The following is a 14922-nucleotide window of genomic DNA, read 5'->3' as shown; positions in this document are numbered from 1 at the left end:
TTATTTAAAAATCTATACATTCCATCAGCAAGACATTAACAACGAGCCTGTACATCTTTGCTGTTAAGTCTCCATGTATGGACTTCATCCTCAAAATCATCTTTAGCCGAAGCAACTTGACATTGCGGTGCTTTTATAACACTCACTCCGCCTCAAACATAGGGTTGCGTTTTATTAAATAACCCACACGCATATAATTAAAGATAGAAACAATTAAGCTGGCACTAATCATGCCAAACCAATAGCCAATAAAGCCATATTTTAAAAAAATGTGCCATGAGCGCGCCCCCAAATAAGCCTATCCCCCAATAACTTATTGTTACAACAATGGTTGACCAAAACGTATCAAGCAAGCCCACAAGTATGCCATTGAGCATAGCTCCTAAAGTGCCAAAAGCAAAAGACAATAAAACAAACGGAAGCAACTCCCAAGAAAAAACAATAACGCGGACTGAAGAAATATCAAAGATGGTTGTAAGAATAAATTCATAAGAGAAATAAACAACCCCTGATAAAAACAAAACATAAGCGACAGCAAAAACTGTAACACTCATACGCAACTGTTTTAGAGCCATATGATTCCCATCTGCTCTATACCACGCTGCTATTGTTGCGGCTGCGCTGGAAATTCCCAAAGCTACCACAGAAATAAGCATATCGAGACGCATTCCTATCGTATGAGCAGCCAAAGCTTGAACCCCATAAGCCGTAATCATGAAGGCAATGACCGAAGGAAAGCCTTCCGCAATAAAAATACGTACACCAATGGGGAGCCCTACGCGCAGCAATTGTATTATTCGTGAAATCTCTAACTTTGGTCTCAAATAATTAAAGTGGAAGGAATGAAAAGTAGAATTGCGAGATAGAATTATTGCCACTGCAATAACAATCAAAATACGGATCAAACTACTCGCAATTCCAGCACCAAAGACACCGAAGCCGCTTGCAGGACCTATACCAAAAATAAGCAGCCAAGAGATAAGAAAATTCACGAGGATAGCGGTAAGCATAATCCAAGTTAAGGGCTTGGGATTACCAATTGCGGACAGTAATCCGCGGCTATTCACATAAAGATAAAAAAACACCACTCCTATCGCAGCGCCCCTGTTATATTCCTGCGCTATATGAGCAATTGCCTCATCTTGACCAAGAAGACACAAAATATTCCTCGTATTGAGTAAAATAATAGCACTCACCATTCCAATCAAAAGGGAAAGCCATATTCCTTGATCAAACCATGCCTTCAATGCATATTTATCTTGTTTGCGAAAGCTTTCCGCAAGTTTTGGTGTAACCGCAGTAATAATCCCTAGTCCCAACAACATAACAAAACTAAACATACTCAGAGCCAACATTGTACCACTCAAGGCTTGAACGCCTAAATGTGCTACAAGCGCTGCATCTGTGAAGGAAATCATCATTTGAGAGATAAACCCAACAGCCAGTGGCATGCCAAGAGAGAGCAATTGCTTCATCACAACAAACATTGTGAAATACCCTTCCATATTGAAGGGGGTATTAAGCCTAGATCTTTTAAACAAAACTGATTGATTTTTTCCGTCAAGTCTTTCCACCGCAAATCTTGTGTAAAGGATGCATAATGAGAACTCATTAAGCTAAGAGGAGATGCCCAGTTCTTAAAGGAGAAGCCAATGCACCTTTGTTCGTTTTTTGGACTTCATGCCATGCATGTTTTGTACAACATTATGCCCCCAAGCACAGCATCATAAATATCATGCCAAGTCTCAACCAGAAGAGGGCTGATTTCCGACGCGTCAAACAACAAAGCTTAGGTAATTGCAACTTCCATAAACACTCTCCACGAATATTAATCTATCTTATTGTTGCTTTAAAAATAGATCCTATCAAGACCTTCACACTTTTAAATTCGTAAAATTTATTTCAAAAAAATATAACGCATTAGCCACAGGCCACTTATTCTCCCCACTTCATTCCGCGGCAACGAGTTCAGTACTTTTGGCGCCCCTGCCACCCCCGTCCGTCGCCGACACCCCACGCTTATATTCACGCCAATTTGTCACCGGCTGGTCATTAAATGCAACGCTCGTTTGCAGTGCAGCAAAATGCGCTTTGCCGCATTTAATTTTCAGCATTTCTTTAAGACGCAAATCAAACTCGCTGTTTGCCCCTTTTGTTTCCAGCACAAAGTAAAGCTTTTGTTCGCCATCACGCTCTAAAAAGACCGCCCAATCAGGTGTATAAGAACCAATGGGTGTGGCTATTTTAAAACTTCTTGGCAATTTAAAAAACAACCTGACTTCAGGATCATTTTCAAGACTTTGTGCAAACTCTTTCTCCACACTGCTTTCATAAACCACATGATCATACACACTCTTCTCACTCACAACAGCTGTACGCTCTAAATTTGCCACAAGTTCTTCACTGGTAAAAAGCTCTTGCACACTATATTCTTGCCCTACCAACTTTAAATATTTAATGCCATCAATTGTAAGATTAACATGGGTTTTATTGAGTATCTCTTCTATGCGCTCTAAAAAAGCTTGTGGATTTTTCACAAACTCATGCTCACGCCCACTCTTTGTCAAAATACCAATAATTGTCTTTGCGGTTAATTTCAGCTTTAAGGTCAAATAATGTACAATATCCGGCAGTGCACACGAGATATAATTAAGCGCACTCTGCTTTAATAACTTCTCTTCATAGGTCACACCAGCACTATCCAGTTCTATTTCTGCTGTCTGATAAACCAAATGCGCGGGCGCAACTGGCGCCATTTTTTCCACTGCATCCACTGCTTTGGCAATAAACTCTGTGCGATCAAGCTTTGCACGATAAGTGGTCTTTTTATTGATCTTCTCCCACAAGGACAAAAACTCGGGCGAAGCCACTGTTTGCTTTTTAAGCTTAACCCGCACCTCGCGCGTAGCATTACGAATAATCGGCATGGCTTGGATCGCCTCTAGCGCCTGCATCACAGCCCGCTTTTGCCCTTTACTAAAACGTTCACTTAAATCCAATGTCCCCGCTGCCCATTGCGCTTTTAATGTATCTGTAATTTTTCCTTCTGATGTAAGCAAGGCTTTTTCACGCAACTCAGCCAATACATCAGCAGCCTCTTGCGAAGACATAAACTTTGTTTCCGTCACAGCTGTCACATACGTCAGATCTTGCAGCGTCTCAACATTAATAAGTGCGCCCGCATCAATTTTTTTCACAATTTCTTGACGCAATTCGCGTGGCATTTCCTCCGCCCCTATAACTTCAAATTCATTCGCTACCAAATCTTGATTTGCTTTAACCATACCCGCCTCGTCAATCAAATCTTTTGCAACAAGCGTTTTAATAATTTTTTGTGCTTGTGACACTTCCACTTTAGCGGCTATATATTTTACATCTTCATAAACACAGCCAACCAACTCCTCCATCTGCAATGTACCAAATTTATAACCAATATCCGCCTCTAATTCTTTTTGCAATGTACTCACAAACTCAGCAAAGCTTTCATTCACCATGACATGCAGCACATTTATATCTTTATCTTCCACCCGCTCACCTTGTTGGTTTACACACAAACGCAAACCGCGACCAATCTTTTGCCGCGCGGTAAAATTCGATTTTTGCTCAATCAACATACACACTTGAAACACATTCGGATTATCCCAGCCTTCTCTTAATGCCGAATGCGAAAAGATAAAACGCAAGGGGCATGCAAAAGATAATAACCACTCCTTATCGCGCATAATCGTGTTATAAGTGTCATCATCAGCTTGGCTGTCGCCCTTTGTATCCTTATACACGCCTTTCTTGTCTTGCGAGAAATAACCGCCGTGTACGTTTCGAACATTTTGCGCAAACTTAGTTCGCAAGGAGGCATATTTCTTTTTCGCCCACAGCTCTTCATAACATTCTTCAAACATACGCTCATAAAGTGCTGGCTCTTCATCATTGCTACGATATTTAGCCACCTCATCAATAAAAAAAAGTGATAAAACTTTAATACCTAAAGGCGCAAGCCGCAATTCTTTATCTAAATGTGTTTCTATAGTGCGATAAATTTGCGCGCGTTTAAGCTCTACTATATTCACATCACCAAGCGCGTGGCCAAACTTGACAATTTCAGTATCAGAAAACTCAACGGCTTCATCCCCCGCCATGCAATTGATACCCGAAACAATATACCCCCTATAAAGCTCACGCCCGCCCGTAACGCGATACAGATCATCGCCTTGTCTCACTGTAACTGTTTTGCGGCTCACAGTGCCATTCTTTCCCGCAATATCCAACTCTAAGCGCGCCTTAAAGCCATGTTTGTGTGATACGGATTTCAAGGCAATATAGGGACGGTTAAAATCTTGCTCTATCTGATTAGAAGAAACACAAATTTGCTTTACCAGTCCTTTTTGATAAGCATCAACAGGTGTTAAACGATATAAAAGATTAATCTCATCTTTATGCGTGGCACTATAGCGGAAAACACAAAGCGGGTTAAGGCTCGCAATAGCCTCCTTCGCTTTTGCTGTATTATCCACCGATTGCGGTTCATCTATGATCACAATCGGTTTTGTATCTTGGATATAACGCATAGCACTTTCGCCATTCAGTCTATCTTGCGGAAGGTTGATAATATTTTCTGCTTTTTTAAATGCATCAATATTGATAATCATAATTTCAATATTGGTAGAGCTTGCAAATTGACGAATTTGCGAAAGATCTTTTGAATTATAAATAAAATAACGATAGGGCAGATTATCAAACTCTGCTTGAAAATGCTCTCTTGTTACCTGAAGTGATTTATATACCCCTTCGCGAATAGCAACACTTGGTACGACAATAATAAATTTGGTAAAGCCATAGCGTTGATTTAACTCAAAAATCGTCTTGCTATAAACATAAGTTTTGCCTGTTCCCGTTTCCATCTCAATAGAAAACTGCTTTTGCTCTAGCGTCTCACTCGCCAAGAGTTTATTGTTCTGTTGCACCTCTTGTAGATTTGCTAATATGCTTTCATCACTAATTAATAATTGATTACCACAACCAAATTCATTTAACGCTAATTGTCCTTGTTCTAAATGCAAGAAAATAGAAGAATTCCGTCGTGGTTGGCCTTTAAATAAATCAATGACGCTTTTAACCGCATCATTTTGAAATTCTTGTTGTTTAAATTTAAGTTTCATATCGCCGCCCCAATCGTCTCTCTATAGTTTAAATTTTATCAAAACTTACTTCATTGTCTTTAAAGATAAAATCGCAATTAATAAGCGCCTCATCACTTTTAAAGGCCGCATCAAGCGCTACGATTTTTACGGGCAAATACTTTATCATCTCTTCCGCATCTTCGGGTTCAAAGGGCGGGTCTATAGCTATAATTACCAAGACATCGCCTTCGCTCTCGCCTATATAATAGAATTTTTTGCCATTGATTGGTAAAGGATAAATTTTTAAATCCAGTGGCCAACCATATTTAAGTATGATTTCGAAGATAATATCTTGATGAGAGCGCTCGGGATTCACCCCCTGCAAAATATGATCCAAGCGCATTTGCAATTTTTCTTTAACATCAAGTGCATTCGGATCAATCGGGCTATCGTCCCATATGGAAAAGTTGGAACTATCGAGCTCTAGAACGCGAAATCCGGTGTCTAGAGGCTGCTCGCTTGTGAGTTCTGCTTCATGCTTTTGCTTGATTTGTGTACCAGCGCGGCGAATACGTTCGCTACCTATATCGCAGATAGTTTTATAACCAGCTTTATAGGCTTCGCTCTTTTCATCACATAATTCAGGCAATTGCACCATGATGAATTTGCGATTACCACCATCTTCGGCATTCAAAGCCATCACTGCATGCGCTGTTGTACTAGAGCCAGCGAAAAAATCGAGAATGATGTCGTTGTCACTGGTGCAAATGTGCTTTATTAAATACTCAAGCAGCGCAGTAGGCTTTGGATACTCCAATAATTTCGCACCCAGCAATTGAATCAATTCCGAAGAGCCTTTTTTGGTACTCCCAATCTCCAGAGGCAGCACTGTTTTCGGATGAACCGTATCTCTTTCTTTTTCATAGCAAACACGACCTTGCGCATTAAAATAAAATCGAGTGACTCTTTGTCCCTTACTATCAAAAGTTTCTTTTCCGCCCAGCCATGACATAAGCTGGTTCTTCATAGCCCACCCTGCTTTAATCGTTACATCTTCCGCTAATAAGCCATTCTCAAAGCGCAATTTACCTGCAACAACATATTGCTTCTCTGAGCCCCCCAACTCATCAGGAAACTCTGCATCTGTTCCTTCAAATTGAATGCTTCCTTTAGGAAACAATACTTCACTCGCTGGATTTGCAGCCGAGATTTTTTTTACTGCCCTATCACTGATAACTCCACCGTCTAAATCTTTAAAATAATTTAAGGCTGTCTTATATCTTGCGTAAACAAGAATATATTCATGCGACCGCGTGAAATGCCCTGCTTGCGTTCCGCTAGACAAATTCCACACCAATTGAGCAACAAAATTCTCTTCGCCAAAAACCTCGTCGCACACTTTGCGCAAATTATGCACCTCGTGATCATCTATTGAGATAAATATTACCCCATCGTCACGCAATAAGGTCTGTGCCAAACGCAAGCGCGGATAGATCATATTGAGCCAAGCCGTGTGAAACCGCCCCATTGTCTCAGGGTTCGATTTTGTCGTTTGGCTCGTCACTTCTTTATAGCGCGCAAGCGGGTCTTTAAAATCATCACCATAGATAAAATCATTACCCGTATTATAGGGCGGGTCTATATAGATCATCTTCACTTGGCCAAAATAAGCCCGCTGGATAAGTTTTAACACTTCAAGATTATCGCCCTTAATATAAAGATTATGTGTATTATCAAAGTTTACGCTCTCCTCGCGCTTCGGGCGCAATGTCGCAAATGAAGGCTTTTGAGCAAGCTTTAAACTTGCTCCTTTGCCCTTCCATTCAAATTTGAACTTCTCAAAATCATTATCAATATATTCGCCGCATAGATTAAGAAGCTGATCTATATTGAGCTTTCCCTCAGCAAAACATTGCGGAAAGGCTGCTTTTAACTTTTCTATGTCTGGATTAACTGGACTTTGACTCATGCCCTCTATTTTATCTTCACCTGCTATTATACTCATCTTTGCGCTTCTCCGTTACGCTTAGTATAAAATATGTCTATGAATATTTCTTTTGTACGTCGCAATTCCTTTTATCCTATTTATTTCTGTATCCTCTGCAAATTTACTTTCATGAAAAGTGTCGTATAAGCTGTTCTCTTTATTTTTTAAAGTTTCTTGTGCTTGTTTTATTTCTTTTTACTTACGCAAGTCAGCTAGATCAATTCGCATTACCACATGCGGCGATTTTATATTTTTTCTTGTGTGCTATTATGGCACTTACAAACATTATCAGTAAGCTTATCAATTGGCACAAGCACATCCAAAATATGTCTATCTTTTAGCCTTGTCCTATTTCTGACAAATCGAAGAGCTGTATCGTCAATTTGACGACATGCCACCATAGGTAATTTTAAAATTGCGTCACATGTGGCTTAGTCAAGCACATACAAGTACTATCACTGTCAACTAAAACATAAATTTCTTCATCATTTATTTCGATGCAATAAAAACCAATTTCTCAAGGGATTATGTCGGCATCCACTTCTAGTTCTCCCTTGTCCGTGCAAGCAAGATTTGCTAAAATACCTTTTACGGAGGGTAAAAACACCCTCAAACGTCCGACAACATGTTGAAAATCTTCCCCATGCTATAAAACGCTTTACCTTTATAGGTTTTATACTGTGCGTCAGATTCATAATAAAATATAGCTCTTATCATTTTGTCCCTGAATGATTTGGCCTTACCAATCATATAATTAGGATCGCAAACCATGCTTCTACAATCTGCCATAGGAATGTATTAATCTCTTGCACTCACTCCTTAAATATATTGCGGCATGATTTTTACATTATCAACAACGTTGGTATTCATTGCCAACCTTCATGACAATAAGCTTTAACAAAGCTTTCGCCTGCTTCTTTTTGTCATCCAGTGAGTTAAACTCCTAAGCCTTCTTCGGTGAATTTACGTCTATATATAGCGCCGCGTATTGGTTTTATCGCTTGTTTAAGCACCTTTCTTGTCCCCTGTCACCCTCTCATCCACGCCTTAAAAGGACAAAAAATAAATGGCCATTCCAATTGATGTCGGTAATATGCTTGGCAATAGCTTTCAAGCTTTTGTAAATCTTTCCCTCATATTGATAGCCTTTTGGCACCACAAGCACATGATGCGTTTGTCCTAAATAATCGTCACTGAAATAAGTGTGTCATAAGGCTTTGGACTCCTACATTGACGTATACTTTACAGTGGCTATTTCTTGCTCTAATTGTTTACAACTCATTGTCTAATCCTCTCAACACATGAATGTTCTATTTCCTCGATTAGTCAGAAATAGTGTGTGTTCACAAAGTTAGACCAAAATGCAATTATGTCGAAAAATAACCAACGCTCAGCGCAAAAAAACAATTTATTCTTTTGCATTGGATAGCTCACCCCCCTCCACGCTTAGAACCAATAAACCTAAGCTTATTGATCACGTTTTTCTGTATACCTCAATCGATCAAACACAATTTAAATAAACTCCTCAATAATGACGGTATCTGCTAACTATACGCCTAAGCTTGTTACTGCTATAAGTCTACCGCGCACCCAAAACGAGAAATTTATATCCTATTGAAAAAAATAATAAATTTAGAAGATCCCTTCTTAAACTAAGTCTCGACTAAATAAGATGGTTTGGGCATTTTTAGCAAAAAGAGAGAAAAATTCACTGTCTCAAGGAACTTGAGCTACGTTATCGATCATATGCAAAAAAGGCTGAGAAGTGCAGATTTCTTAAAGAAACAAAAGAAATGAGAATAGTTTTATAAAGGAAAATGGTACTGAACGCGATACATCGGTGCTAACGTTCTCTTTAAAAACACACAGATAATTACAACTAGCTTCAAAAAACAGCCTTACCAATGAAGTACTCGCTAGAGGGTTGCGTGCACAACACAATAATGACACACTGATTCCCGCAAGCGTGCTTCACATATTGTACGCATAGCCTGTACAGAGTCTACCGCTCCTAAATACTCAGACGTAATGCTATTGGATCGTACAGTGACCGCAGTTGCACCCTTAAACACCAGTTCCTACCATATCATAATGCTTGATAAAAGCATCGTGCCATCATAGCAACCGCTTTGCATATGGGTTCCACAACATAGTTCTACAAATTGTTGACGCATTGCCAAGCTAACAGTTTTCTTGCCCACCTACGCCAATGAGACCATCACTATCCTCTTTTTGAATCGTAAAACAAAATGATTTCCCATGAGCGATAAACCATCTGCTCAAAGTCCAGCTAGCTCAAACTCATAGCATTCTAAACCTTTAGGCTCGCTCTTCCCCCAAGGGGGCATAGTCAGATATATCACTTCCCTCACCTCTTCACGCGCTGGGATAAAAAAATCTGAAACTACGAGGCAACGCTGCATTTGTATGCAGCGTTGTTGTTAGGAATAAGCTTCTATTGAGATAGTTCTAATGGGAAGCACCCACAGCTAATGGTATAGGGATTAATTTGGATTCTTTCGAAATGCTATATATAAATTTAATGTGCCGCCCCAAAACACACCATCAGTGAACCCACTTAAAAGACCAAAAAGAAGGTTAAAATCAAATGCATATTTCAAATCAGGTACAACCTTGAGAAAAACAATCAATGTGAATTTGATGACAAAAGCGATAAGAATAAATATCAGCGTCAACGGCGTACCATGCCGAATAATTAAATCCGTTCCCTCTTTGATTTTTAAACGCGGAGTGGCACGCCAGAGCAACCAGCCAACGCCAACGCCGATCATCAGCCCTGCCAACATTGAGATTGCTCCCCAGCGCGGGAACGCCAGCTGGTTAATCACATCGCTTGCGCCCAAAAAAAGAAAGACTAACGGCAAGAGAAAAAGGCGGTAAACCTTCGTTTCCCTATCTTTCAATGCGATTATTCCCCTCGCAATGAGAAAAATAAGCAAAATCCAGGCCCATAAAGGGGTTCCAGTCAGAATGTTAAACAATGACATATTATGCTCCATGATGTTTGATGCGACAAAAATATTATATGATGTTAGGAAGATATTTAGAAAAAAGAATACCAACCCAAATTAAACCCATAGTGATTAACCAAATCTGGGGGGAGCATGTAAAAAAAGCCCCTAGAAGACCATTGGCAAAAAAGATGATTACCCAAATCCATGTAATATATTTATTGATGAGATAAAAGAGGATATGTTTGCGTTTTTCTTCAGAAACACCAGCAGGAGCATAAAAAATGGTAAAGGGTTTCTTTACCAGCAAGCTCATCAATGAAACCAGAGCAAGTGACAGATAGCAAAAAACTGTGGGGTAGTTCAGTAAAAGTGTAGACCATCCAGCGAAATAATTAACAAACAGGACAATAAATGCCAGAATGTTCGTAATCATCACGGATTCTCCCTGTCGGATAAATTTAATATTCAGAGCAATAATTAATAATAAAAGCACAGTCAAGATGAGAGAGCATTCGACCAGAGTTAAAAAGTTTCCATTGATAACCCAGGAGTAAATACTCCACGGAATAAAAGAGATTATTATGTTAAACATGGCGCATCCTCCTTTTTATATTTGATAGAAAACTTACCGCAAGTGCTTCGTTTTTTAGTTTCCGTATGAATATAAAAAACGCCACCCGGTTCACCCTCTGTATCCTGTTTAATGGTCAACTGATAGGTATCTCCCGGATAAACTGCTTCAATGAACTTTACTTTTTTCAGCGCAACAGATGCGATATTTGTCGCCCTACCCTGCGTGGCCAAAGCCAGAACCATCTCAATCAATAGTGAACCAGGACATACGGCGCGGGAGGGGAAATGTTCCTCAAAAAGCGGGTGATGCGCATTAAATGAAAAAGTACAAGAATCTCCGGTTACGGAGGAAATCTTACATAAATCGCCTAGTAATGGAAGAGCGGCTTTCTCAGAACACGAGCCAAGGAAGTAGACCTTACTGACCATGATGATTGCCTGCGCAATAACGGCCTTTCCATTGTCATATGTGCTAGCCTTACAGTGAATACGATAGGCCTCATTAATGCGTTCAATATGTCCTTCAACGCATAACCGATCGCTATCAAAATGGGTGGTAGAGAAAAACTGTTCAACCATAACAGGGAGATAGCGATAAGTAAGATCCGAGTTTTTAGTCACCACGGTGGCGAATCGAACTGAAAACTGATGCAAGGCTTCGAGTAACAAGCCCTGTTTCAAATAGTTATGGGCTAAATTCCAGTGAGAAATATCGATTTGCCCGCAAGCACGCATCGGTGCGGTTAAGGTGATACTCTGACATATCCCCAAGAAATTTGGCTCGGTGCGATGCTTTATAGCCATAATTTGGGGACCTTTTTATATTTTTTTCTTAAATCCTTTGATGATAAACCGAAGGAATGAGCACTAAACCGCGCTTGATAGTGCGCGAGAAGTATCGGCATACGACAAACGAAAAAAGCCAACAATCCCAGCTCAGAAGCAGCCCCATGTTTGCTCATGATGCTTGCAATTAGAAAATCGACATTGGGTTGCAGTCCTGTATTGTCCAAAATAGATCGCGCAAGCGAACTGAAGGGGCGCATAGGCGCCTGAAAGCGTGAAAAAAAAGAAATCAACCCGGACATCCCGTTGCATAATCGAATGACCAAACCCTAGCCAGGGTTTGTTTTTGCAATAATGCGTTACCACCGCCTCAAGATTCCCAGCTTCAATCTCATGGAGGACACTAGAAAGTCGCATGATAGCATATTTTTAGGCTCCCATATGCGCGTGGCCAGTAGCACACCCTCCCCCCAATTAGTGCAGAAATGACGTCGCTCTTGGTACTGGACGCGTTACGTCGGTGCTAACCTTCTCTATTTTTTGCAGAACAGAAAGCGCGTATCAGGCTCTCTAGCCATACTTAGAGTACGCAAAGTTATTCATCACTCTACAACACTTTAAGCGCGCAATTTTATGTTTTGTATTAAAGGATTTTTGCTTTCAAAATATACGAACAATATCACACAAAGTAGAATAAACAAGCTGCCCCCAACATTAAACCAAACCTTCTCTGTAACCATCACTGTTGCACCGAAACAGTTAACAATAGCGTGGACAAAAAAAGGCGCACACGCATAAAATTTAGAGCGCGTAACAACACCACGATACGCCAAGCATGTATTGAAAATATGCATAAGTATGACGCTCATTAAAGCACACAAAAAAATACTCGCTTGCGTCCAGGAATAAAAAATTACATATTCACCGGCTAATAACCTAGATCGAATAGGCCAGCCATTATAAACAAGGAAAGGCCCTAGCGCCTTATAAACTAATTCGCATAACCCCCAGCCTATGCCAATATTCAGCGGCAAACGCCACAAAAAACTAGGCGAGCACCGATAAAACTTAGTAACTAACCAACGACGCATAGCTTCTTCTGCTACAACAAAAAAAACCGTAAATGTTAAAAATAAAAAAACAAGCGCCAGCCCCTGCTCTGCACGACTCTTGGTTTCAACAATACTCATCATATAAAGCGTTTTTATTACAGATTGCTCCCAAAAAGCAATAAGCCCGCCAGCAATGCAGCTAGCAACAAACCATCCCACAGCACCAGCGACAACCAATTTGAACTTCAGAAAATGATGAAACACACATAGAAGAAAAACAACGCCAAGCACTTGCAGTAAACGTAAGGCATCAAGTTTATGTTCTGTTTCCGAGTAACGCCATACTAACAGAACAATCACCCCAAAAACTATGCCGCTCAACAGCACATTTATCCAACTAAACGTAGAGCGAAAAAAATTATAAATGACAGCGCCATAAATAAGGCCTGCGAGAAGCGAAGTAATAAATAAAACCAACATTATTATGCCCCCTCATTTACTACAACGTAACTGCTATTTTTCTTCATGGATAATCTGTCTTGCACAAAATCATAAATTTGCCGCATAAGAGCAAACATAAGAATAGTAGCGATTGTATAATGCCCAATTGCAAGAAGTTCTGGCTCAGCGGCCTGCCATGAAAAGCGCGCCCAAGCCGCCAAGCATTGTAAAAGCAGGATAAGAACAAAAAAACGCCATTTCTTGTCAAGGCAAACCACAAGCATTAAGAAAGTTGATAAAAGATTCAGACCTATAATAAACGCATAATATATTACCGTCTCAAGTAAAGAAAGTAAGGCGTCCCTATCAAGACTAAAGGCCCCTTTTAGGATTTTCACAGCTTCTGGTAGAGATGTAAGCAGTACAAGCCCTATAGCAGCCCCCCAAATCCCCATTCCCACGCCCAGTCCTGCCTCTACACCATTGCCATTATCTTCTGCCACCCAATGAGAGAGCAAAAAAAACTGCATAATCGCCATGCCTATAGGGAATAGACCAACAGCAAAAACAATATTAGGCGTACTATAAGCAGAAAAATCTAAAATCAAACTGCCTATCATAAGCATAAAGCCGTATAGAAAAAAAATCAAAAGCACATAACAACCAGCGCTTGACCCAATAATCGCCTTCGTGCCTTTAAACGTTTTAACCAAAGAGAGTAACCAGCGGTACCCCAATATAAGCGAAAGCGCCAAAACATAATAAGGAAAATAACTCGTAGCGCCATAAACATAAAGAAAAACAAGACACAAAACAACGAGCAAGAAAACCAAATGTTCAACCAATGTTTTTTTCTTCATCAAAGGAAAAATAATCAGCACCAGACAAAAAACGGCGCCGATAACAGATAATGTCAATTTGTCAAGCATTATTGCAAACCTCAAAAATAGAATTTATTAATATTGCATAGCCTGAAGAAATGTCAAACATAAACAAAAGACCAACCGCAAAATGAATTACAAAAGGCAGATAGAAATAGACCTTGCGCTTATCTTGGAAACCAAGATACATAAAACGCGTATTTACAACATGCATCAATACAATCATGCCCGCGGCAATAAGATAGCTGATCGCTTGTGGACAAGATTCAAATGCGACATAGCCCACCATTTGTGGCGCCCTATCAACACGGTAATTCAAGTAAAGAAAAAGAGCTGGGAGGGTCTTATAGCATAAGTCTAGAACACCCCCACAGCCTAGCCCGAAATAAAGGACCTCACGCGCAGCTAATTCTGGCTTATATACGCGAAGCAACCACAAACGCAAAAGCTCTGCAGTTAAAACTGATATCAAAAGGATAAAAAAGGGATAGTTTGCAGCAACCAAACTCATGTAATGCACCACCTGCTGCTGGCTATTATTAGCAGCAGACAAAGCAGGCAATGGCAACAAAGAACTCAAATATATAAAACCTGCCCCAATACACAAGGTAGCAACTGCACCACAGAACCCAAGAACTAAATATTTATATAAGTAGTGCTCGTGCAGAATTAAAAGAATGCCAAGATAACATACCAAAAGCAAAGATAAGTCTGGAAGCCCACTTTCACTATGTGGATAAGCGAAGATGATAGCGCAGGAAAGGCCAGCTAGCCCCCCCAAAATGACGTGCTCGCCCAACAAGCCATTGTTTTTAAGGAGACGAGGGCTGGAACTTATCCCAAAACTAAGCAGCATTCCAAAAATTAAGTCAGACATATAATTTCCTTAAAGCGCCTTGCCCTCCCAAGCATACCAAGATATTATTGCGGGAGAAAAACTCCCTGCTAAGAGGCTGATAGCGTACCCCTTAGCAGGGTCCTTTACCTTGTTAAAAAAGCCAGGTCAAACAACAATTTCACCACTTAGAGCGAACACAATCCTAACTAGCTTTAGCAATACCCGCGGCTGCGCCACGGGACCCCGCCTACTATTGCTCCAGAAACTGCCTC

General features: G+C 40.3%; 10 protein-coding genes and 1 pseudogene. All 11 read right to left on the bottom strand.

The features are described 5' to 3' along the window. Positions 1–224 precede the first annotated feature (224 nt). Positions 225–1487, bottom strand: a complete 1263-nt coding sequence (locus ACFIKH_RS03610; protein WP_375671031.1) for an MATE family efflux transporter — start codon at positions 1485–1487, stop codon at positions 225–227. Positions 1488–1949: 462 nt separating this feature from the next. Next, on the bottom strand, positions 1950–5156 hold the full coding sequence (locus ACFIKH_RS03605; RefSeq protein WP_375653184.1) for a DEAD/DEAH box helicase family protein: 3207 nt from the start codon (positions 5154–5156) through the stop codon (positions 1950–1952). Between the two features lie 28 nt (positions 5157–5184). Beyond that, positions 5185–7122 (bottom strand): site-specific DNA-methyltransferase, encoded by a 1938-nt coding sequence (locus ACFIKH_RS03600; RefSeq protein ID WP_375671029.1) that lies wholly within the window; start codon positions 7120–7122, stop codon positions 5185–5187. A gap of 1018 nt (positions 7123–8140) precedes the next feature. Beyond that, positions 8141–8284 (bottom strand): annotated as a pseudogene (locus tag ACFIKH_RS03595) (DUF2924 domain-containing protein); the annotation flags it as partial. Positions 8285–9608: 1324 nt separating this feature from the next. Then, positions 9609–10112: a hypothetical protein gene (locus ACFIKH_RS03590; protein ID WP_375671027.1), complete on the bottom strand. Its 504-nt coding sequence runs from the start codon at positions 10110–10112 to the stop codon at positions 9609–9611. A gap of 34 nt (positions 10113–10146) precedes the next feature. Next, complete coding sequence (locus ACFIKH_RS03585) at positions 10147–10671, bottom strand: hypothetical protein (RefSeq protein WP_375671025.1); 525 nt, start codon at positions 10669–10671, stop codon at positions 10147–10149. Then, positions 10659–11456 (bottom strand): beta-hydroxyacyl-ACP dehydratase, encoded by a 798-nt coding sequence (locus ACFIKH_RS03580; protein ID WP_375671023.1) that lies wholly within the window; start codon positions 11454–11456, stop codon positions 10659–10661. The genes ACFIKH_RS03585 and ACFIKH_RS03580 overlap by 13 nt, the downstream gene beginning before the upstream one ends. After that, positions 11447–11740: a hypothetical protein gene (locus ACFIKH_RS03575; protein ID WP_375671021.1), complete on the bottom strand. Its 294-nt coding sequence runs from the start codon at positions 11738–11740 to the stop codon at positions 11447–11449. The genes ACFIKH_RS03580 and ACFIKH_RS03575 overlap by 10 nt, the downstream gene beginning before the upstream one ends. Positions 11741–12055: 315 nt before the next feature. Next, positions 12056–12970 carry a hypothetical protein gene (locus ACFIKH_RS03570; RefSeq protein ID WP_375671019.1) on the bottom strand — a complete coding sequence of 305 codons (915 nt, stop codon included), beginning with the start codon at positions 12968–12970 and terminating at the stop codon, positions 12056–12058. A 2-nt stretch (positions 12971–12972) separates the two neighbouring features. Continuing rightward, positions 12973–13860 (bottom strand): hypothetical protein, encoded by an 888-nt coding sequence (locus ACFIKH_RS03565; protein ID WP_375651603.1) that lies wholly within the window; start codon positions 13858–13860, stop codon positions 12973–12975. Beyond that, entirely contained in the window at positions 13853–14689 is an 837-nt protein-coding gene (locus ACFIKH_RS03560) for a hypothetical protein (protein WP_375671017.1), read from the bottom strand. The genes ACFIKH_RS03565 and ACFIKH_RS03560 overlap by 8 nt, the downstream gene beginning before the upstream one ends. Positions 14690–14922 lie beyond the last annotated feature (233 nt).

The organism is Bartonella sp. SD1336NMGDW, from assembly GCF_042193565.1.
GTDB classification, from domain to species: Bacteria; Pseudomonadota; Alphaproteobacteria; order Rhizobiales; family Rhizobiaceae; genus Bartonella; species Bartonella grahamii.
This window is presented reverse-complemented; position numbering and strand designations above follow the sequence as displayed.